The sequence below is a fragment of the Rhodococcus phenolicus genome (assembly GCF_001646785.1).
GTDB classification, from domain to species: domain Bacteria; phylum Actinomycetota; class Actinomycetes; order Mycobacteriales; family Mycobacteriaceae; genus Rhodococcus; species Rhodococcus phenolicus.
On the sequence record NZ_LRRH01000005.1, the window covers coordinates 62436 to 83588 of the forward strand.

General features: G+C 70.5%; 17 protein-coding genes. 7 read left to right on the plus strand and 10 right to left on the minus strand.

The genetic code is table 11. From position 1 onward, the window contains the following. Positions 1 to 16: 16 nt before the first annotated feature. On the minus strand, positions 17 to 568 hold the full coding sequence (locus A8G15_RS01940) for a PadR family transcriptional regulator (RefSeq protein WP_068154829.1): 552 nt from the start codon (positions 566 to 568) through the stop codon (positions 17 to 19). Between the two features lie 97 nt (positions 569 to 665). On the opposite strand from A8G15_RS01940, the gene A8G15_RS01945 reads away from it, so the two are divergent. Beyond that, positions 666 to 1202: a DUF1707 SHOCT-like domain-containing protein gene (locus A8G15_RS01945; RefSeq protein WP_068154831.1), complete on the plus strand. Its 537-nt coding sequence runs from the start codon at positions 666 to 668 to the stop codon at positions 1200 to 1202. 36 nt (positions 1203 to 1238) lie between these two features. Further along, on the plus strand, positions 1239 to 4715 hold the full coding sequence (locus A8G15_RS01950; RefSeq protein ID WP_068154833.1) for a TM0106 family RecB-like putative nuclease: 3477 nt from the start codon (positions 1239 to 1241) through the stop codon (positions 4713 to 4715). Here the strand turns inward: A8G15_RS01950 and A8G15_RS01955 are convergent. The 8 genes from A8G15_RS01955 to A8G15_RS01990 all read right to left on the minus strand — a co-directional run bounded on the left by A8G15_RS01955 (position 4672) and on the right by A8G15_RS01990 (position 14487). Next, entirely contained in the window at positions 4672 to 5490 is an 819-nt protein-coding gene (locus A8G15_RS01955) for a sugar phosphate isomerase/epimerase family protein (RefSeq protein ID WP_068154836.1), read from the minus strand. The genes A8G15_RS01950 and A8G15_RS01955 overlap by 44 nt on opposite strands. After that, on the minus strand, positions 5487 to 7217 hold the full coding sequence (locus A8G15_RS01960) for an FAD-dependent oxidoreductase (protein WP_068154838.1): 1731 nt from the start codon (positions 7215 to 7217) through the stop codon (positions 5487 to 5489). Before A8G15_RS01960 ends, A8G15_RS01955 begins: the two co-directional genes overlap by 4 nt. Further along, positions 7214 to 8302, minus strand: coding sequence for a Gfo/Idh/MocA family protein (locus A8G15_RS01965; protein ID WP_068154839.1), 1089 nt, complete (start codon positions 8300 to 8302; stop codon positions 7214 to 7216). Before A8G15_RS01965 ends, A8G15_RS01960 begins: the two co-directional genes overlap by 4 nt. After that, positions 8302 to 9147 carry an aldo/keto reductase gene (locus A8G15_RS01970; RefSeq protein WP_068154841.1) on the minus strand — a complete coding sequence of 282 codons (846 nt, stop codon included), beginning with the start codon at positions 9145 to 9147 and terminating at the stop codon, positions 8302 to 8304. Before A8G15_RS01970 ends, A8G15_RS01965 begins: the two co-directional genes overlap by 1 nt. Further along, a complete protein-coding gene (locus A8G15_RS01975) occupies positions 9144 to 11093 on the minus strand; it encodes an oxidoreductase (RefSeq protein ID WP_068154843.1) in 1950 nt (649 codons plus the stop codon). Before A8G15_RS01975 ends, A8G15_RS01970 begins: the two co-directional genes overlap by 4 nt. Then, positions 11090 to 12022 carry a shikimate dehydrogenase gene (locus A8G15_RS01980; RefSeq protein WP_068155069.1) on the minus strand — a complete coding sequence of 311 codons (933 nt, stop codon included), beginning with the start codon at positions 12020 to 12022 and terminating at the stop codon, positions 11090 to 11092. The genes A8G15_RS01975 and A8G15_RS01980 overlap by 4 nt, the downstream gene beginning before the upstream one ends. Before the next feature lie 62 nt (positions 12023 to 12084). Beyond that, positions 12085 to 13446 carry an MFS transporter gene (locus A8G15_RS01985; RefSeq protein WP_068155072.1) on the minus strand — a complete coding sequence of 454 codons (1362 nt, stop codon included), beginning with the start codon at positions 13444 to 13446 and terminating at the stop codon, positions 12085 to 12087. Positions 13447 to 13587: 141 nt separating this feature from the next. After that, positions 13588 to 14487, minus strand: coding sequence for a LysR family transcriptional regulator (locus tag A8G15_RS01990; protein WP_068154844.1), 900 nt, complete (start codon positions 14485 to 14487; stop codon positions 13588 to 13590). 127 nt (positions 14488 to 14614) lie between these two features. Between A8G15_RS01990 and A8G15_RS01995 the strand changes: the two genes are divergently transcribed. Next, positions 14615 to 15307, plus strand: coding sequence for an SDR family NAD(P)-dependent oxidoreductase (locus A8G15_RS01995; protein WP_068154846.1), 693 nt, complete (start codon positions 14615 to 14617; stop codon positions 15305 to 15307). A gap of 28 nt (positions 15308 to 15335) precedes the next feature. Here the strand turns inward: A8G15_RS01995 and A8G15_RS31005 are convergent, their stop codons facing one another. Continuing rightward, complete coding sequence (locus A8G15_RS31005; RefSeq protein ID WP_169833849.1) at positions 15336 to 16412, minus strand: porin PorA family protein; 1077 nt, start codon at positions 16410 to 16412, stop codon at positions 15336 to 15338. Between the two features lie 345 nt (positions 16413 to 16757). Here A8G15_RS31005 and A8G15_RS31010 point away from each other — a divergent pair, with 345 nt between their 5' ends. From A8G15_RS31010 to A8G15_RS02020, 4 genes are all read left to right on the plus strand, one after another. Beyond that, positions 16758 to 17225, plus strand: coding sequence for an SRPBCC family protein (locus A8G15_RS31010; protein WP_068154850.1), 468 nt, complete (start codon positions 16758 to 16760; stop codon positions 17223 to 17225). A gap of 79 nt (positions 17226 to 17304) precedes the next feature. Beyond that, positions 17305 to 18018, plus strand: coding sequence for a phosphatidylserine decarboxylase (locus tag A8G15_RS02010; protein WP_068154851.1), 714 nt, complete (start codon positions 17305 to 17307; stop codon positions 18016 to 18018). 11 nt (positions 18019 to 18029) lie between these two features. Then, positions 18030 to 18932 (plus strand): CDP-alcohol phosphatidyltransferase family protein, encoded by a 903-nt coding sequence (locus tag A8G15_RS02015; protein WP_068155074.1) that lies wholly within the window; start codon positions 18030 to 18032, stop codon positions 18930 to 18932. 21 nt (positions 18933 to 18953) lie between these two features. Beyond that, complete coding sequence (locus tag A8G15_RS02020) at positions 18954 to 21152, plus strand: AAA family ATPase (RefSeq protein WP_068154854.1); 2199 nt, start codon at positions 18954 to 18956, stop codon at positions 21150 to 21152. Position 21153: the final 1 nt, after the last annotated feature.

The window sequence follows — 21153 nt, forward strand, 5'->3', positions numbered from 1 at the left end:
GAGGTCATTGTGGGCATCACCGCCGGTCGGCGGGGCCGTCTTGCGGGTCGGGGCCGGTCAGGCGGTCGCCGACGTGGTCGAACCAGTCGAGCACGGCGCGTTCGTAGAACACGCCGAAGTCGAGGGTGGCGGCGAAGTAGGGGTCGCCGCCGTCGAGCGCGGCGACCTGCTCGTACTCGGCGAGTTGACGTTCGTGGGCGGCGCGGTGGGTCGCGAGCATCTCGGCGAGGCGGTCGGGTGGCAGGTGCCCGCCGAAGGTGACGGAGAGCAACAGCGGGAACCGGATGTTCTCGGGGCCGGGTTCACGGGCGATCCAATCCGCGAAGGCCCGGCGTCCGCCGTCGGTGAGGGTGTAGGGCTTCCGGTCGCGCGGGCCCTTCTCCCCCGCCTCGATCAGCCCGGCGGCTTCCATCGCGGCGAGTTCCCGGTACACCTGGCTGGTCGTGACGGACCAGAACTTGCCGATGCGGTCCTGTGCGGTCGCGACCAGGTCCCATCCGGTTTTCGGGCCCTCGTGGAGGAATCCGAGCAGCGACGCCGCGGTCGCGTTGAGGGGTCGGGCTGCCATTGCGGTTTCCTTCGTCGAGGGGTTGACATTCCACTGTGTCATATCGCATCCTGGATTACGCGACATTCCACAATGGAAGATCCTGGGAGGGATCCCGATGGCCGCACCCGCCCCCGAACCCCACGTCTCCGGACTCCGAATCTCTGACGCCGACCGCGAACAACTCGTACGGACCCTCGGCACCCATGTCGGCGCCGGCCGCCTGACCCTCACCGAGTTCGACGAGCGCGTCGCCCGGGTGTATCGGGCCGTCACCGAGGATCAGGCCCGCCTGGTTCTCGCCGACCTGCCCACACCCACACCCCCCGCCCCGATCCGGCACCCCGTGCGGGATCGCGTGCGCGGACTTCCGCTGCATCAACGCCTCGAATGGTCGGCGTGGCTCGCCGTCGGGGTCCTGAATCTCGCGATCTGGGGCATCGTCTCGCTCGCCGTCGGGACGATGCTCTATCCGTGGCCGGTCTGGGTGATCGGACCCTGGGGACTGGTCCTGCTCGGCCGCACCGTGCTCGGCATCGAAGGTGGAGCGGCGCGCCGCGCCCCGTGCGCGTTTCCGGTAGCCACCGTCACCGGAAACGCGCACGAGTCCCGCGGCTCCCGGCCGGCTACGAGAAACCCGAGGTGTCTGGGATAGTCGACGCATGCGACCGCAGCATCCCGGAACTCGCTGATGTTCCTGCTCGACGACACGCTGGTGTACAGCGCGAGCGACCTCGCCCACGCCGCGACCTGTGAGTTCTCCCTCCTCCGCACGCTGGATGCGGCTCTGGGCCGGTGCGCGCAGTCCGACGCGGCCCCCGATCCGATGCTCGAGCGGGCCTCCGCGCTCGGCGACGCGCACGAGCAGCGGGCACTGCGGGATTTCCAGGAGCGCTTCGGTGACGGCGTCGCGATCATCTCGCGACCGCAGCACACCGCGGAGGGCTACGCGGCGGCGGCCGCCGAAACACTGGACGCCCTCCGCGCAGGCAAGGACGTCGTCTATCAGGGCACGTTCTTCGACGGCCGGTTCGTCGGCTTCTGCGATTTCCTGGTCCGAGAGGGCGGCACCTACGCCGTCCACGACACGAAACTGTCTCGGCACGCGAAGATTCCGGCACTGCTGCAGCTGGCGGCGTACGCCGACGCGCTTGCCGCCGCGGGTGTTCCGGTGTCGCCCCACGCGCATCTGCTGCTGGGTGACGGCACCGACTCGGCGCATCCGGTCGCGGACATCGTTCCGGTCTTCGCCCTGCGGCGCGCCCACCTCCAGCAACTCGTGGACGACCACCGCCTCGCGGGGGCGCCGGCGAGCTGGGGCGCCCCTGGGCACACCGCGTGCGGGCGCTGCCCCACGTGCGAGCCGGAGGTGTCGTCGAATCGGGATCTGCTGCTCGTCGCCGGGATGCGCGCAACGCAGCGCGCCCGCCTCATCGCCGGCGGGATCACCACCGTCGACGACCTCGCCACCCGCGAGGAGCCGGTTCCGGGCATCGCCGCGCGCACCTACACGTCGCTGCGTGCGCAGGCCCTGGCCCAGCTCGAGCAGGAACGCACCGGCACCGCCTACGTCGAGGTGTTCGCCCCGAACGGCCTGGGTGCGCTACCGAAACCGGACGCGGGTGACATCTTCTTCGATTTCGAGGGTGATCCGCTGTGGTGCACGGGCGACAGCCCGGACTGGGGACTCGAGTACCTGTTCGGCGTCGTCGAGGGAACCGCACAGGATCCTGTGTTCCGGCCGTTCTGGGCGCACGATCGAGCCGAGGAACGGCGCGCCTTCACCGGGTTCCTGGATTACCTGACCGACCGGCGACGGCAGTACCCGAACATGCACGTCTATCACTACGCGGCCTACGAGAAGTCGGCGCTGCTGCGACTCGCCGGACGGCACGGGGTCGGCGAGGACATCGTCGACGATCTGCTGCGTGCGGGTGTTCTCGTCGACCTGTACCCGGTGGTGCGGGCGTCCCTGCGGATCGGAGCGCCGTCGTACAGCATCAAGAAACTCGAACCGCTGTACACGACGAAGCGTGACGGCGACGTCACCGACGCGGCCGGTTCGGTGGTCGCGTACGCCGACTACTGCGACCGCCGCGACGCCGGGGACGAGGACGCCGCCGCGGCGATGCTCGCGAGCATCGCCGCGTACAACGAGGACGACTGTGTCTCGACGTTGCTGCTGCGGGACTGGCTGCTCGCCCGGGCCGACGAACACGGTGTCGCGACCACCGATCCCGTCGCGGCCGCCGAGGGCGAGGAATCCGAACCCGATCCCGTCGAGGTGGCACTGCTCGAGTTCGTCGGCGCCACGACCCGTTCGGATCGCAGCGACGAACAGCAGGCGGCAGCGTTGATGGCCGCCGCACTCGGGTATCACCGCCGGGAACGGAAACCGTTCTGGTGGGCGCACTTCGATCGGCTGGTCGATCCCGCCGACGAATGGGCCGATACCCGGGACACGCTGGTCGCCTCGTCGGTGACGCTCCTCGACGACTGGCACAAGGCCACACCGCGGCAACGCAAACTGCGCCGCACGCTGCGGTTCGTCGGTGAGATCGGGACCGGCAGCACCGTCGGGGCGGGTACCACGGTGTATGTGCTCTACGACGCGCCGGTGCCCGGCGGACTGCTCGACGGCGGCCCCGGAACCCGCGGCTGGAACACCGGCACCGTCGTGACGCGCACGGCCGACGACCACTTCCACGACGTTCTCGTCGTCGAGGAGACGCTGCCGACAGACTCCGACGAGTACACCCGGCTGCCGATGGCGATCACGCCGGGACCGCCGATCCGGACGACGAGTATCGAAGCGGCGGTCGCCGCGGCCGCCGACGAGATGTGCCGGTCCCTGCCGTTTCCCCCGCCCACCGCCGCGATCGACGTGCTGCGCCGGGTCCCGCCGCGCACGGGCGGGGGACGCGGCCTGCCCGGAGTCGTCGAGGGTGACCACGCTGCCGCGATCACCGCCGCGCTGCTCGACCTCGACGATTCCTACATCGCGGTGCAGGGCCCGCCCGGCACCGGGAAGACCTACACCGGCGCACGTGTCATCGCCGACCTCGCGCTTCGGCACGGGTGGCGTATCGGTGTTGTCGCGCAATCGCATTCGGTGGTCGAGAACATGCTCGACGGGATCATCGACGCCGGTGTCCCCGGCGAGGCGGTCGCGAAGGCCAAACCCCGGAAGACCGATCCGGCGTGGACCGCGTACCCCGACGCGAAGGCACTGGCCGGCTTCCTCGATCGCACCGACGGCGGCTGTGTCGTCGGGGGCACGGCATGGGATTTCACGAACGTCTCGTGTTTCGAACCGGGCGGTCTCGATCTGCTCGTGATCGACGAGGCCGGGCAGTTCTGTCTCGCGAACACGGTCGCGGTCGCGCAGGCCGCGCGGAAACTGTTGCTGCTCGGCGACCCTCAGCAACTCCCCCAGGTCAGTCAGGGCACGCATCCGGAGCCGGCGGACACCTCGGCGCTGGGGTGGCTCGCCGAAGGGCACGGTGCCCTGCCCGCCGACCGCGGTTACTTCCTGTCGCGCACCTGGCGCATGCATCCGGCGCTGTGCGAGCGGGTGTCGGATCTGTCGTACGAGGGCCGGCTGCTCTCGCAGGAGAACGTCACGGCCGCACGGTCGCTCGACGGGGTGCCGCCCGGGGTGAGCAGCGTCGCGGTCGAGCATCAGGGCAACTCGACCGAATCGGTGGAGGAAGCCGCCGAGATCACCCGGCGCATCGTCGCACTCCTGGGCACACCGTGGCGTGACCCGAACTCGTTCGACGGCACCCGCCCGCTCGATCAGGGCGATGTTCTGGTGGTCGCGCCGTACAACGCGCAGGTGATCGCGATCCGTGAACGGCTGGCCGAGGCGGGACTGGACGGGGTCGACGTGGGGACGGTCGACCGGTTCCAGGGTCGTCAGGCCGCGGTCGTGTTCGTGTCGATGACGGCGTCGGCACACGAGGACGTCCCGCGGGGCATGTCCTTCCTGTTGTCCCGCAACCGCCTCAACGTCGCGCTCTCGCGCGGGAAGTGGCACGCACTGGTCGTGCACTCCCCCGCTCTGACCCGGTATCTGCCGAGTACCCCGGAGGGACTGACCGAACTCGGCGCGTTCCTGCGGCTCACCGCCGCTCGGCCTGCACCAGCACCTCCCGAGTCGCAGTGACGAGCCGGTCGAGCCACGTCCCGGTGCCGTGTGCGCGGCGCAGCGGCTCGTTCGGCAGCTCGATGCTCACCGGCAGTCCCTCGGGCAGCACGGACCAGATGCCGGGCAGGTCGATGCCGCCGGTCCCCGGCACCAGCCGCTCCTCACGGGCGTGCCGGATCAGCTCGGCGTCCCCCCGCGGGACGGGGACGGAACCGTCGCACATCTGGGCGTAGTGCAACCACTCGGCCGGGATCGCCGCGAGATCGTCGAGAGTCGTGGCCGACCTTCCGACGTGCAACGCGTCGACCAGGATGCTGCGCGCCGGCCCGTCCGCCTTCCCGACGATCTCGATCGCGGCCGCGGCGTCGGGCACCGCCGTCCACGGCATGAACTCCAGGCTCGCGACGATGTCGTAGTCGGCGCACACGTGCGCCAGCCGCGCGTACGAGTCGGTCAACCGCGCACGATCGGGATCGTCGCCGCCGACGAGCACGGCCCGCGCGCCGAGCCGCGCACCCGCCTCGAGCAGCGGCCGGCAGGAGGAGACGTCGAATTCCTCTCCGATGCGGATGATTTCGAGGTCGAACACCTCGATCGGTGAATCCGCGAGCCGGCGAACGAGTTCGTCGAGCGCGGCGGGGTCCTCGTGCAGCGGGTAGGCGGTCGTGCCGGGAGCGGCGGGCAGCAGCCGCAGGCCGATGGTGTCGAATCCGTGCCGTTCGGCGAGATCGACGTGCTGCAGCGGCGGGGTGTCCAGGACGGTGAGGGCGGCGAGCCCGAGCGGTGCTGTCATCGTGCGATTCCTTCGGTCGAGGCGAGTCGGCGTCCGGTGAGGTAGCCGAAGGTCATGGCCGGTCCGAGGTTGATACCGCCGGACGGGTAGTGGCCGCCCATCACACCGGCCTGATCGACCCCCACGGCGTACAGCCCCCCGATGGGCGCGTTCGCGGAGTCGAGGACGCGCGAACACGAATCGGTGACGAGGCCGGCGAACGTGCCGAAACTGCCGGGGACCACCTTCACGGCGTAGAACGGTCCCTTCTCGAGCGGCGCGAGCGAGGGATTGGGCCACGGGTTGTCGGGGTCGCCCGACTTGACGTTGAACGGGGTCGATCCGCGGCCGAACTCGGGATCTTCTCCGGCCCGGGCATTTTCGTTGAACGCCGTGACGGTCTTGTCGAGTCCGTCCGGGTCGACGCCGATCTTCGCCGCGAGTTCCCGGAGGGTGGCGCCGCGGGTGAGGTACCGGGACCGCAGGTACGGCCACGTGGGGATCGGGAACGGCTTGGCCATGCCCAGCGGGTAGTACTTCATGTACTGCGCGTCGGCGATCAGCCACGAGCACACCTCGGCGCCGTCGGGTACCTGCTCGATCATGGCCAGCGTGTAGTCGTGGTATCCGAGTGCCTCGTTGACGAATCGGCGACCGTCCGCCAGCACCCCGATGGCGCCGGGCTTGGCGCGGTCCATGATGTGCGGGAAGACGCCCTGCTTGCCGTTGCGGTACCGGACCAGGGAGACGGGACAGTATGCGACCGGCGACGCGAGTGTCCGGTCCAGGCGGCCGCCGACCGATTCGCCCAGCGAGATGCCGTCACCGGTGGTCGTCGGCGGAGTGAGTGTCCAGTGCTCGCGTCCGGTGGGCGTGCGCGGGAACAGTTCCCGGCGCCGGTCGAGGTCGTGCGTGAATCCGCCGGTGGCGAGGACGACACCGCGGCGGGCCGAAACGGTGTACGCCCCGGCGGGACCCGCGAGGCGGACTCCGGTCACCCGGCCGTCGTCGGCGGCGGTGAGGGCCGTGGCCGCGGTGGACACCCGGAACTCCACCCCGGCGTCGAGCGCCGAGCGCAGCAGACGGCCGACGAGCGCGGTGCCGTTGACGAGATGCTGACCGCGACGCTTGGTGACGAGGTCGAACATGTGCGTGGTGACGCGGCGGGCACAGTGCGCGAATGCTTTCGCCGAACGCGTCGAGTGCAGAAAGGCCTGCAGATCGGGACCGGCCATGATTCCCATACCGAGGAACGAGGTCTCGTAGAGTTGCCGGCGCAGCAGCGCCGCGACATCGGGACCGAGCCTGCGCAGGCTCACCGGCTTCGGCCCGACGGAACGGTGTCCGGTGCCGGCCCCCGGGGTGTCGCCGTGGATGTCGGCGATGCCCGCGCCGGGCACGAACTGCAGGGCCGTCCGCGTCTCGAAGAACTCGACCATCTCGGGGGCGCCGTCGAGCAGCGCGTCGACCTTGCCGGCGTCGAAGTTGTCGCCGAGCCGGTGTTCGAGATAGGTGCGGGGCAGGGCGCGGTCCTCGCGGATGCCGTCGGCATGCGCGAAGAGGTTGCGCGGCGCCCACATCCACCCCCCGGACCATGCGGTGGCTCCACCGCACACGTCGGCCTTCTCCACCACCAGCACCGACGCGCCTCCGTGGGCGGCGGCGACGGCGGTGGACAATCCGCCCGCCCCGGACCCCACGACCACTACGTCGTAGGTGTATTCGTCGGTGGAACGTGCGGGGGTCATCGGTTCTCCTCGGTTGCGGACACGAGCGCGGGGGCCGGCTCGACGGGCAGGCCGGTGCGGGCGGATTCGTAGATCGCCTCGATCACGGCGAGCGACGCGCGGGCGTCGCGGCCCGTGACGGCGGGTGGGCGGCCGGTGCGGACGGCGTCGGCGAAGTCCTGCACCTGCAGGGTGTGGAAACCGGTGAGCCCGGCGTTGATGTCCCCGACGTCGAGGTTGGCGTGGGTGGCGCTGTCGTACGGGGTGCTCAGCCCGAGTTCGCCGGGCACCGTCCACAATTCGTTGACCCCTTCGCGGCCCTCGGGGAACTCGAGCACGCTCGCGACGGCCCCGCTCGCACCGACGACGGTGACCCGGTTGCCGAGATTGTGGTTGACGCCGGTGGTGGCGGTGATCGTGGCGGTGCCCCCGGACGCGAACGTCACGACGGCCGAGGCGGTGTCCTCGGTTTCGATGTGGTCACCGTGGAACCGGGTGCCGATGGCGCCGGTGACCCGGACCGGTTCCCCCATGAACCACTGCAACATGTCGATCTGGTGCACGGCCTGGGTCATGAGCACCCCGCCGCCGTCGGTGTCCCACCGGCCGCGCCACGCGTCGGCCGAATAGTAGCTCGACGGGCGGTGCAGCAGCACCGACACCTCACCGAGCACCGGGACGCCGAGCCGGCCGTCGTCGATCGCGGTCCTGATGCGCTGGGCTGCGGGCCAGAAGCGGCGCTGGAACAGAACACCGAACGTGATGCCGGCGCGGTCGGCAGCGGCGATCATGCGGTCCGCGGCGGCCACATCCACGGCGATCGGCTTCTCGCACAGCACATGAATGCCGGCGGCGGCCGCGGCGACGACGATCTGTTCGTGCACCGGATGCGGGGTGCACACGGTGCACGCGTCGAGACCGAGCGCGAACAACTCGTCCGCCGAGCCGACGGCGTGGGCGATGCCGAACTGCCGCGCGAACGTGGCGGCGCGGTCCGGATCGGCGTCGGCGCAGCCCACCACCTCGACGCCGGGACTCTGCTGCAGGGCACGGGCGTGATTGCCGGCGATGCGCCCGCATCCGACGATGCCCACACGTAACGACATCAGAAGTGTTCCTCTCGTTCGACATCGCGGGCGGCGCTCTCGCCGCGGTCGAGGGCGTCGAGCGCCGCGACGTCGGCGGGTTCGAGCCGCACGTGGACGGCGGCGAGGTTCTCCGCCTGCCGCGCGGGGTTCGCCGAGCGCGCGATCGGGACGACGCCGTGCGCCAGGTGCCACGCGAGGATCACCTGAGCGGGGGTGACGTCGAGTCGCTCGGCGATCGCGGTGACCACCGGCGAACGCAACGTCTCGCCCCGTCCCAGGGGGCTCCACGACTGGGTGAACACGCCGAGTTCGTCGGCGGCGCGCCGTACCGACACCCGTGCGATGGTCGGGTCCATCTGGATCTGGTTGACCGCCGGCGCTTCCCCGGTCTCGGCGACCAGCCGGCGCAGGTGGTGTTCCAGGAAGTTGGACACGCCCGCGTAGCGGACGAGACCGGCGTCGCGGCACTCGAGGATCCCCTCGAACGCGGCGACGTACCGGTCGAGGCGGGGTAGCGGCCAGTGGATGAGGAACAGGTCGAGGTGGTCGAGACCCAGCCTGTCGAGGCTGCGTTCGACGGCGCCGCGGATGTCTCCCGAAACATGGTCGCTGCCGCGGAGTTTGGTGGTGACGAACAGCTCGGCTCGGTCCACACCGCAGGTGGAGAGGGCGGCGCCGACGGCGTCCTCGTTGTCGTAGATCGTGGCGGTGTCGATCAGGCGGTAGCCGGACTCGAGGCCGGCGAGCACGGCGGCGGTGGCGTCCGGCCCCACCAGCGGCCAGGTGCCCAGGCCGATCGGTGGCAGCGCGTCGCGCACGGCGTTGCCGTGGGTCTTCGCGGCGACGTCGGTTTCGGGTGTCATGCGAGGACCTCCATACGGGTGTGTGCGGCTGCGGTGATGCGAGCGGCGACATCGGCGGCGGTGACGTTGGCGGCGTGGACGGATCCGCCGTCACCGCTCGCGTCACCCACGCTGTGGACACCGAGGCGCGGAGCGAGCCGCCGCAGGGCGGCGAGCAGATCGGTGCGGGGCTCGATGCCCTGGGAGACCAGCAGTTCGCCCGGCGCGGGCACCGTGCGTTCCCGGCCGTTCGTCGAGATCACCACGTGGTCCGCCTCGATGCGGGTGACGATCGACGACAGGTGGGCGGTGAAGTTCCCGGCTGCGGCCAGGCGGGGCAGCAGCACGATCTTGGCGCGCCGGCCGACATCGTGGGCGATGGTCTCCTGTGGGCCGATCATGACGACCTGAGTGCCCTTCTGCAGCAGGTCGTCGGCCACGGCCGCGGCTTCCCGGTCGGCCCCGAATATGGTGATCGCGGCGGGCGCCGGATCCCCGGAGGCGAGATATTCCCGCACGTCCCGTACGCGACGGGTGCCCGGGCCGGGCACGTCCAGCGCGGGCCCGCTGCCGCCGGTCGCCAGGACGATCGCGTCGAAGTCCCCGGCGGCCAGGGTCTGCGCCTCGACCCGGACACCGGTGTGGCACGCCACCTCCAGGTCGGCGAGCTCGGCGAGATACCAGTCGACGATGCGGCCGTACTCGGGGTACTCGTGCAGGGCCGAGGCCAGCGCGAAATCACCTCCGAGCGTGTCGCGTTCGTCGTAGAGGTCGACGTGATGGCCGGCAACCGCGAGTTCGCGTGCCACCGACAGGCCGGCAGGCCCGCCGCCGATCACCGCGACCCGCACCGGCGTTCCGGCGGGCTCGACGGGCTGCTCGAGTTCGCGGCCGACCCACGGATTCACCGAACACGGGACGGGCCCGGCGGCCAGGCTGTCGATGCAGTAGTTGCAGGCGATGCACGGCCGGTACCGGGTGCCGGCGAGCGCACGGTTCGGGAACTCGGGGTCGGCGTGCAGGGTGCGGGCCATGCTCACGAAATCGGCCTGGCCGGAGGCGATGATGTGTTCGGCGACCTCGGGTGTGCTGATGCGTCCGGCGACACCGACGGGGATGCCGAAGTCGCGAGTGTACGGCGCGGCGTGAGACGCCAGGAGGCCGCGGGGCCATTCGCCCGGCTGAATGATCCATTGGCCCGCTTCGTAATTGCCGGCCGACACGTCCAGGAAGTCGAGGCGGCCGGTGTCGATCGCGTCGATGCGGTCGCGGGTGGCGCGCGCGTCGAGGCCGCCCTCGACGCCCTCGAACGCGGAGAAGCGGATCCCCAGCGCCACCCGCGGAGCCATCGCACGCACGGTGTCGATGACGCGGTTGACGAACAACGTGGGCTCGGCCCACTTGTCGTTCCGCTTGTTGTAGGCGGGCGAGAGGAACTGGTGGATGAGATAGCCGTGCCCGCCGTGCAGCGAGATCACGTCGACACCCGCCTTCTCACACCGCGCCGCGGCCTCGCCGAAACATTCGATGATGTGCTCGATGTCGGCGTCGTCGAGTTCTCCGGGCATTTCACCGCCCACCACCGTGCACGGGATCGGCGACGGCGCGACGGGCACGAACCCGCTGACGGCACCCTGCGCGGTGCGGCCGCCGTGGTTGAGTTCCACCCCGGCGAGTGCGCCGTGGGCGTGCAGGGCCTCGGCCATCCGCGCGATCCCGGGGATGCGGTCGTCGTCGTCGACGCCCATCTGCCGGATGCGGCCCTTGCCGTCGGCGCGCACGTAGCAGGCCTCGGTGAACACGAGGGCCGCTCCCCCGGCGGCGCGGCGCTCGAGGTAGGCGATGTACTCGTCGGTCATGGTGCCGTCGGGGGCGCAGTAGTTGCGTTCCATGGGCGCCGAGACGAAGCGGTTGCGCAGCCGGACCGGGCCGAGGTCGAGCGGCCGGGCGAAGGCGGGTGTGGTCATCGGATCTCCTCGGTCGTCGGGGTCGTGGCCGGAGCGGCGGCGGTCGCGGCGGCGAGGTCCCGTTGCTCGATCAGGTCGTCGAGGTGGCGGCGCATGCGGCTCGCGTCGGGGTCGACGCCCGTCAGCAGCGCGAACGTGTCGGCGGCCTGCGCCACGAGCATCTGCCCGCCGTCGAGCACATCGCACCCGAGCGCGGTTGCCGCGGAGACGAGTTCGGTACGCAGCGGCCGGTAGACGATGTCGGCGACCCACTGGTCGGACCGCAGGGCGGTGACGTCGAAGGGCGTTCCGGGGTGACCGGTCATGCCGATCGGGGTCGCGTTCACCACCCCGCGGCACGTCCGCAGCGTGGCCGTGACGTCCGGCGCCGCGACCGGCGCGACGGATGCGGCCGGGAACGCCGCGGAGACGCGGGCACACACGTCGGCGACGCGGGCGGGGTCGACGTCCGAGATCCTCAGGTCCCGGACGCCGGACGCGCCGAGCGCGTACGCCACGGCGGAGCCGGCCCCGCCCGCCCCCACGAGCAGCACCGAGTCCAGCGCGGCGCCGGGCAGCCCGCGCCGCAACGCCGCGAGGAAGCCACTGTGGTCGGTGTTGTGCCCGATCAACCGGCCGTCGCGGACGACGACCGTGTTGACGGCACCGAGCAGCCGGGCGTTGCCGGACAGTTCGTCGAGGGCGGGGACGACGAGTTGCTTGCACGGGTGGGTGATGTTCAGTCCCGTGTAGCCCTCGTGCACGGCGGCGCGGACGAACTCGGCGGTGTGCGCGACCGGCACGGTCCGCGCGTCGAGGTCGAGCAGCTCGTAGCGGTAGCCGGCGAGGCCGAGTTCCGCGGCTTCGCGTTCGTGGAGTGCGGGCGAGAGCGACGAGGCGATACCGGCACCGACGAGTCCGATGCGGTGGGCAGCTGAGGTGGACACGATGTGTGCTCCTACGTGAGGGGATGCCTCGGTGCCCGGATCGGGCACCGAGGCGGATCGATCGGTCAGGCTTCGGCGCGGGCGAGGTCGACCGCCACCGCCGGCGCCGGGCGCTTCGGTTCTCCGAGTTCCTCGGTCGGCGTCCGGTACGTCTCGGGCCCGGTCAGTGCCGCGACCGCGGCGAGCACCGCGAAGCCCATGCACATCGACGCGACCGGGACCCAGTTCGCGGTGTCGCCGGCCGACAGCAGCTGGGCGACCGCGGGGGTGAAGCCCGCCACGAGCAGACCGAGCATGAGGCTCACCGCCATACCCGTGTAGCGGACCTTGGCCGGGAACTGCTCCGGGAAGTACGCGGGGTAGGTGCCGTTGGGCATCGCGTAGAAGAAGCCGATGAGGACGATGCCGCTGGCGAACACCATCGGAACGCTGCCGGTTCCGATGGCGTGGAAGAACGCGAAGACCATGGCGCCCGAACCGAGGGCTCCGAACACGAACACCGGCTTGCGGCCGATCCGGTCGGCGAGGATGCCGAACAGCGGCTGGGTGAGCACGGCGACGAAGTTGGCCGCGGCGATCGCCCACAGAATGGTGGAGCGTTCCATCCCTTCGACGTCCACCGCATAGGCGAGGGCGAAGACGTTGACGATGGTGTTGATCATCGCGAAGGTGGCACTGAGCGCGATGCGGATCACCGCGCGCCAGTGGGAGCGGAACATCTCCACGACCGGCAGTGCGGCGGTGTCGCCGCTCTCCTGCAGTTCCTCGAACACTTCGGGCTCGTCGAGCTTGCGGCGCAACCACATTGCGACGACGGTGACGACGATGCTGAGCCAGAACGGCACCCTCCAGCCCCACGAGTAGAGCGCGTCGTCGGGCAGCGATGCCACCGGGATGAACACGAGGCTCGAGACGACGATGCCGAACATGATGCCGCTCATCGTGAACGAGGTGAAGAACGCGCGACGCCGGTCGGGGGCATGTTCGAGGGTGAGCGACGACGACCCCGGAGACTCACCACCGGCGGACAGCCCCTGCAGCAACCGGAGCAGCACCAGGATTACGGGTGCGGCCATCCCGATCTGGTCGTAGGTGGGCAGACAGCCGATGACGAATGTCGAGATGCCCATCATGAGCAGGCACGCCAGCAGCGCGTTGCGCCGGCCGAACCGGTCGCCCCAGTGTCCCCACAGCACCGCGCCGAGCGGGCGTGCCACGTAGGCGACGCCGAGGGTGCTGATCGACAGCAGGGTCGCGGTCGCGCCACCACCGGGGAAGAAGATGTGCCCGAAGACCAGGGCTGCCGCGGATCCGTAGATGAAGAAGTCGTAGTACTCGAGCGTGCTGCCCAGGAAGCCGGACACCGCCGCCCGGCGGGCATTGGCGGTCCGGTGCCGGTCGCGATCCGACGCGTGACTGTTCGTCATGGGTTTCCTTTCGTCCCAGAATCCGACGAACACCGAGGGCGATCGTTGCTGAGACGACCCTCACACTCGCCGGGACGAAGCGAGACTGTCACGCATCACTATGTCGCGTCCAACACTGAAAAAGTCTTTGAAAAAGACCGTTTACGTCTCAATCGGGGTCGGGAGGATCTCCTCGGCGAGCCGGAGCGCGACCTCGAGCGCGGGCGAGACGCGCTTGGGCGACCACCCGAGACCGTGCAGCATGTAGACCGGCTCACCCTTCAGCGGAACGAACACCGTGCCCGGCGGGGCGATCGGCGCCATCCCGGAGGTCATGAGCGCGACGCCGACCCCGGTCGAGACGAGCAGCAGGATCATGTACGGATCGGTGATCTCCTGGACCACCCGCGGGCGGAAACCGGCGTCGAGGCAGGCCCGCATCGCGACCTCCTGCAGCGACGATCCCGCCGCGATCGGCGTGGTGACGAATCCGTCGTCGGCGAGGTCGCGCAGGTCGATCTCGCTCTCGCCCGCGAGCGGGTGATCGATCGGCAGTACCGCACCGAACGCCTCGCGCCGGATCAGTCTGGTGCTCACGCCCGCCGACTGCACCGGAAGTCCGACGAACGCGAGATCCAGTGCACCGCTTTCCAATTGAGCGACAGCGTCGCGGGTCATGATGCGGCCCACCAGCGTGAGCTCGATGTCGGGATAGCGCTGCCGCAGCGCCCGGGTGAGCGGCGGCAGCGACAGATGGTTGAGCACGCCCGTGAACCCGATCTTGATGCGTCCGTACACGCCTCCCGCGGATGCCCGGGTGGCCTGGCGCGCCGTCTCGACACTTTCGAGGATGTGATAGGCGTGCGGAAGGAACGCGTGACCACCCGCCGTGAGCGCCACGCTGCGGGTGTTGCGCTCGAACAGCGTCACGCCGATGTCCTTCTCGAGCTTGCGCACGGTCTGGCTCAGCGGCGACTGCGCCATCTGCAGTCGCGCGGCGGCCCGCCCGAAGTGCAACTCTTCCGCGACGGCGACGAACGCCTGCAACCAGCGAATCTCCACGGCCCTCTCCTCGGCAGGTTGACGACCGCTGCGCAGCCGTATATTCATTTCACACAAAGTGCGAATCCCATTGTTTCGATATCGCACATAGCGTGAGACTACTCGCCACACAATCCAGGAGAAGTTCATGGCTACGTACCCGTCGGGCGCAACCGCCCTCGTCACGGGCGGCACCGGCGGCATCGGCGCGGCGTGCGCGCAGCGCCTGGCCGGCGCGGGCGTCCGCGTCGTCACCGCCGACGTCGCGCCCGGTGCCGACGAACACCTCGATGTCACCGATCCGGAGTCGGTCGACCGGTTGCGGTCGCGGGTGGGACGCGTCGACATCCTCGTCAACAGCGCCGGCATCGTCGGCCCCTCGGCGCCGCTGGTCGACACCGACCTCGCCGGCTGGCACCGCACGTTCCGGGTCAACGTCGACGGCACGTTCCTGATGTGCCGCGCGTTCGTCCCGGGGATGGTCGACTCCGGCTGGGGGCGGGTCGTGAACATCGCGAGCATCGCGGCGAAGGACGGAAACCCGCACCAGAGCGCCTATTCGGCGTCGAAGGCGGCGGTGGTCGCCCTGACCAAGTCGCTGGGCAAGGAGGTCGCGAGGACCGGCGTGCTCGCCAATGTCGTCGCCCCCGCGGCGGTCGAGACCCCGATGAACACCGACACCGATCCCGCGATCCTCGCCCGATCTCAGAGCCTGACCCCGATGGGTCGGATGGGACGGCCCGAGGAGATCGCCGAACTGGTCGCGTGGCTGTCGTCGGAGGCGCTGAGCTTCTCGACCGGTGCGGTGTACGACGCCAGCGGCGGGCGGGCGTCGTACTGAACCGCGCCCCGGACGGGTGCCGTCGGAGTCAGGTCCCGGTGGGCTCCAGCTCGCCCTTCGTGTCGTCGGGCTCGTCGTCCCGGGTCGGCCCGACGGCTGCGGTCTCCGGGTTGCGGCGCACGAACCCCACGACGATCAGCACGACACCGATCACGGTGAGCAGCAGCGGAAGCCACTTCGAGACGATGTCGAGCACGGTCTGCGACGAGGACAGCCTGGATGCTGCGTTCGCGACCGAGGCGTCGTCGGTGCCCACGACGGCACGGGACAGCTCGAGCAGCGGAATCAGCTCACCGCCGGCCTGCACGTTGAGGACGGTGGTCTGATCCTGGACCGTGCGCAGCGGAGTACCGAAGCAGGTGTCGACGTCCATGTCGATCGTGGTGTCGGTCGTCAGCACGACGGGCACGAGATCGGGCTGGGTCGCCAGCGCGGCGGTGAGCGCCTGCGCACGCTCGGGCGGCAGAACACCGGCGAGGACCCCGAGGGTCTGCTTCGGGAGAACCGAACCGTCGCCGACACCGGCCATCGCGGCGATCCCCGCCTGCGCCGGGGCGAGCACGGCGGGGTCGGCGATGGGCGCGGTGAGGCTGCCTGTCAGCGTGTAGACGTCGCGGCCTTCGACAACCCCGTCCTCGACGTACTCGAGCGGAATCGGTTCGCGGGTGACGGTGTCGTACAGCGCGTTGCCGTCCGGGGACGGGTTCATCGGTAGTGAGAAGACCATCGCGCCCTTCTGGTCCTCCACCTCGAACCCGTCGGGAGCGGGTTGCTGGGTGTAGTCGACCCGGCTGATCGCGTAGGTGTGCTCCGACGTGGAATTCCCGTTGGGCCGTTGAGTTTCGGACACGCTCGTGATGACCGCGACGTCACCGTCGACACGGTCGACATCCACGTGGCGCGCGACGGTGAACGCGACGCCGTCCCCGAGAGCGAACCTGCTGGGATCGAACGACTGCAGGCTGCCCGTATAGGTCGACCCGGTGTCGATCTCGTCGGGCAGCTTCGTCATCGACGGGACGGCGACGAACCGGATGAGCGCGGCGGCCGCGATGAGCAGCACGCCGACGACGGCGAGTACGAGCGACGAACGGCGAATCGACACGTGTCCTCCTGAGATTGCAGACAGCACCGGTCCACGATCCACCGCCACCGCGGGGCCGACCGGCACGGCCGAAGACGTGATGTTCTGCGCTGCAACGAATTCGGATCGATCCGCTACAGAATCCCCTGCCCCCTGCGAACGCCCCCGCGTCCACACCCCTCCGATCGTCCCCACTTCACGATCCGCCCAGCATACGACCTGTATGTATGGGCCACGCCCGTTTCGGGGAGATTGCCGGCACGCTCCCCGGGCGGGCACGAGGCAGTGACTCTTCCCACGTCGGTCCACGTACGATACGGTCGTACTGCTTGTAACGCGAAGTACCACATACTCATCGGGAGTGACGTGACCAGAACCCTCGAAGCCACGATCGACATCGCCGCCTCGCCGGAGCAGGTGTGGGCGGTCCTCGGCGACCTCGGGCGCATGAAGGAGTTCAGCCCGCAGTGCCGCCTGATGAAGACCGTCGGCGGTCCCGCAGGCGTCGGCAGCACCACGATCAACATCAATCGCAAGGGCCTGCTCGTCTGGCCCACCACGTCGAAGATCCTCACCTTCGAACCGGGCCGCGAACTCCGCTTCCGCGTCAACGAGAACCGCACGATCTGGTCGTTCGTCCTCGAACCCACCGAAACCGGAACCCGCGTCGTCCAGCGCCGCGAAGCCCCGACCGGTACCAGCAAGGTTTCGAAGACCCTGATCAATCTGGCGATGGGCGGAACCGACTCGTTCGACGACGAAATGGTCGTCGGGATGAACGCCACCCTCGCCCGGGTGAAGAACGCGGTGGAGACCACGCCCGCCGCCGCGTGACACTGCTCGCGTACGCTGTGGTAGCCCGCGGGCCCTGTCGGTCCGCGGCTCACATCGCAACGCGACAGTAAGAGGAGCCGTGGCACGTAAGCCCACACCCCCCGGAACGCCCCCGACCAGCGGTGTCGCGCACATCGCCGATCTGGTCCGCAAGGCGGTTCCGCCGCTCCATCCCGCCGGCCTGCCGTTCGTCGCGGCGCCGCTCGCGGTGGCCGCGCTCGGCCGCAACCGCAAGTGGGTGCGCCGCGCCGGCCTGGCGTCCGCCGCGGCGACCGCGACGTTCTTCCGTCACCCCCACCGGGTCCCACCGAACCGGATCGGCGTCGTCGTGGCGCCCGCCGACGGCGAGGTCGCGCTCGTCGACACCGCGGTGCCCCCCGCCGAGCTCAACCTGGGCAGCGAACCGTTGCCGCGCGTGAGCATCTTCCTGTCGGTGCTCGACGTGCACGTACAGCGCAGCCCCGTCGGCGGCATCGTCCGCGAGGTCGTGCACCGGCCCGGCAAGTTCCTGTCCGCCGATCTCGCGGATGCCAGCGAGGTCAACGAGCGCAACAGCATGCTGCTCGAGACCCGTGACGGCCACCGGGTCGCCGTGGTCCAGATCGCCGGACTGCTCGCGCGCCGCATCGTCTGCGACGCCGGCGTCGGTGACACCCTGCCGATCGGCGACACCTACGGCCTGATCCGCTTCGGCTCCCGCGTCGACACCTATCTCCCGGCCGGCACCACCCTGCTGGTCGAGCGCGGGCAGCGCACCATCGGTGCCGAGACCGTCATCGCCCAGCTGCCGTGAACCCCCCGCCCCTGAACACTCCCGAACCGGAACGCAAGCGCCGCGGACGCCCGCAGGCCGTGCGGCTGCTGCCCAGCGTCATCACGGTGCTGGCGCTGTCGGCAGGTCTGTCGGCGGTGAAGTTCGCGCTCGACGGGGAGCTCGGCACCGCGCTCGGCATGATCGGCGCCGCGGCGGTGCTGGACTCGCTCGACGGCCGCATCGCGCGCCTGCTCGACGCCACCAGCAAGATCGGTGCCGAACTCGACTCGCTGTCCGACGCCATCTCCTTCGGTGTCGCCCCGGCGCTCGTGCTGTACGTGACGCTGCTCGACGGCAGCGCGTTCGGCTGGATCATCACGCTGCTGTACGCGGTGAGCATCGTGCTGCGCCTGGCGCGGTTCAACACCCTCCTCGAGGACGACTCCGTCCCCGCGTACGCCCGCGAGTACTTCGTCGGGGTTCCGGCACCGGCGGGCGCACTGATCGCGGTCGTCCCCGTCGCGGCGTTCATCCAGTGGGGCGACGGCTGGTGGACCTCCTACCCGGCGGTCGCGGTGTGGATTCTGTTCACCGCCACCCTCGTCGTCAGCACGATCCCGACGCTCGCGATGAAGTCGGTGTCGGTCCCGCCGCGCCTGGCCGTGGTCCTGCTGTTCCTCGTCGCGCTCTCCGCGGCCGCGCTCGTGACCTACCCGTACGTGCTGATGCTCGTGCTCGTCGGCGTGTACCTCGTGCACATCCCGTTCGCGGTCCGCTCCAAGCGGTGGGTCGCGGCACGGCCCGAAACGTGGGACATCAAGCCGTCCGAACGTCGTGCGATCCGTGCCGAGAACCGGGCGCTGCGTCCCCGCCGCGTCGCGATCCGTCGCACGGCGGCACCCGCGGATCGATCGTCGGCGCGCCTCGGGCTGCGACGCCCGCGCGGAGACTGAGCACGCTCTAGGCTCGGCGGGGTGACCACCGCTGAACTCGCGCTGACCGTCCGGCTCAACACCTCCGCGGCGGACGCCCGCCGCGGCGTCGTCCGCCTGCACCCGGAAGCGCTGACCGCGCTCGGCCTGCGCGAATGGGATGCGATCGCGCTCGTCGGTGCGCGCCGCACGTCGGCGGTGGCCGGGCTCGCCCCCGCCGGCACCCCCACCGGCACGATCCTGCTCGACGACGTCACACTGTCGAACACGGGCCTGCGCGAGAACGCCACGGTCGTGGTCGCACCCGTCACCGTGTACGGGGCACGGTCGGTCACCGTCACCGGATCCTCGCTGGCCACCAACTCGATCGGCGACGCGACCCTACGGCAGGCACTGCTCGGGAAGGTCGTGACCGTCGGCGACGCCGTGTCGCTGCTCCCCCGCGACCTCGGTCCCGGGACGAGCAGTGCCGACACCACCCGCACGCTGTCGCGCACGTTCGGTGTCGCCTGGACGTCGGAACTGCTCACCGTGACCGCCGTCGACCCGGCCGGCCCGGTCAGTGTGCAGCCGAACACCGCGGTGACGTGGGGCGGTGGCGCCGGGACACCGGCGGGCACCGGCATATCCGCGAGGAAGGCGCCCGCGCTCGCGGACACCGCCGCGGCGTTCACGGCACCCGAACGCGCCGCCGCGCCGCCGCCGGAAGACCTGGTCGGTGTGCAGGCCCAGGTCGCCAAGCTCACCGAATGGCTGAAGCTGTCCCTCGACGAACCCGAACTGCTGCGCACCCTCGGTGCGTCCCCGCACCTGGGTGTGCTCGTCACCGGACCCGCCGGAGTCGGCAAGGCCACACTGGCCCGGGCGGTGCTCACCCCCCGCAAGGTCGTGGAGATCGACGGCCCGGGGGTCGGTGCACTCACCGCAGACGAACGGCTCCGCCGCGTGAGCGCCGCCGCCGACGCCGTGGCCGCCGACGGTGTCCTGCTCGTCACCGACATCGACACGTTGCTGCCCGACACCCCGGAACCGGTGTCCACGCTGATCCTGGACGTGCTGCGCCGCGTCGTGGACACTCCCGGTGTCGCGCTGGTCGCGACCACCGCGCACCCCGATGCGGTCGATTCCCGGTTGCGTTCCCCCGACATCTGCGACCGGGAACTGAGCCTGCCGCTGCCGGACGGATCGACCCGGCGGGCACTGCTCGACGTGCTGTTGCGCGCGGTGCCGTCCGCGGATCTGAAACTCGACGCGATCGCCGCGCGCGCCCCGGGGTTCGTCGCCGCGGATCTCGCGGCCCTGTGCCGGGAGGCGGCGCTGCGGGCCGCGTCGCGGGCCAGCCGCGAGGACGAGGACCCGGTGCTGACCCAGGACGATCTGCTCGGTGCGCTCGAGGTGATCCGTCCCCTGTCGCGCTCGGGTACGGAGGAACTCGCGATCGGCAGCGTGACCCTCGACGATGTCGGCGACATGGCCGAGACGAAACAGGCCCTCACCGAAGCCGTGCTGTGGCCGCTGCAGCATCCCGACTCGTTCGCGCGGCTCGGCGTCGATCCGCCACGCGGGGTGCTGCTGTACGGGCCGCCCGGCTGCGGAAAGACCTTCCTGGTCCGTGCGCTGGCGAGCACCGGGCATCTGAGCGTGCACGCGGTCAAGGGCGCCGAACTGATGGACAAATGGGTGGGCGCGTCCGAGAAGGCCGTCCGCGAGCTGTTCGCCCGGGCACGCGACTCGGCCCCGTCCCTGATCTTCCTCGACGAGGTCGACGCGCTGGCACCGCGCCGCGGCCAGAGTTCGGATTCGGGGGTGGCCGACCGGGTGGTCGCGGCCCTGCTCACCGAACTCGACGGCGTCGAACCGCTGCGTGACGTCGTGGTGCTCGGGGCGACGAACCGGCCCGACCTCATCGATCCGGCACTGCTGCGGCCCGGCCGGCTCGAACGCCTCGTGTTCGTGCCGCCGCCGGACGCCGAGGCCCGCGTCGACATCCTGAAGACGGCGGGAAAGTCCGTCCCGCTCGCCGACGACGTCGATCTCGAGTCGCTCGCCGCGGACCTGGACGGATACTCCGCGGCGGACTGTGCGGCGCTGCTGCGGGAGGCGGCGCTCGCCGCGATGCGCCGCAACGTGGACGCGGCGGTGGTCACCGCCGACGACGTCGCGACCGCGAGGACCTCGGTGCGACCGTCGCTGGATCCGGCGCAGGTCGAGCACCTGCGGGCATACGCGGAGAACCGCTGAC

Coding starts and splice junctions, on each gene's coding strand:
- A8G15_RS01940 (WP_068154829.1), bottom strand. CDS start 568: ATGGCAGCCCGACCCCTCAACGCGACCGCGGCGTCGCTGCTCGGATTC.
- A8G15_RS01945 (WP_068154831.1), top strand. CDS start 666: ATGGCCGCACCCGCCCCCGAACCCCACGTCTCCGGACTCCGAATCTCT.
- A8G15_RS01950 (WP_068154833.1), top strand. CDS start 1,239: ATGTTCCTGCTCGACGACACGCTGGTGTACAGCGCGAGCGACCTCGCC.
- A8G15_RS01955 (WP_068154836.1), bottom strand. CDS start 5,490: ATGACAGCACCGCTCGGGCTCGCCGCCCTCACCGTCCTGGACACCCCG.
- A8G15_RS01960 (WP_068154838.1), bottom strand. CDS start 7,217: ATGACCCCCGCACGTTCCACCGACGAATACACCTACGACGTAGTGGTC.
- A8G15_RS01965 (WP_068154839.1), bottom strand. CDS start 8,302: ATGTCGTTACGTGTGGGCATCGTCGGATGCGGGCGCATCGCCGGCAAT.
- A8G15_RS01970 (WP_068154841.1), bottom strand. CDS start 9,147: ATGACACCCGAAACCGACGTCGCCGCGAAGACCCACGGCAACGCCGTG.
- A8G15_RS01975 (WP_068154843.1), bottom strand. CDS start 11,093: ATGACCACACCCGCCTTCGCCCGGCCGCTCGACCTCGGCCCGGTCCGG.
- A8G15_RS01985 (WP_068155072.1), bottom strand. CDS start 13,446: ATGACGAACAGTCACGCGTCGGATCGCGACCGGCACCGGACCGCCAAT.
- A8G15_RS01995 (WP_068154846.1), top strand. CDS start 14,615: ATGGCTACGTACCCGTCGGGCGCAACCGCCCTCGTCACGGGCGGCACC.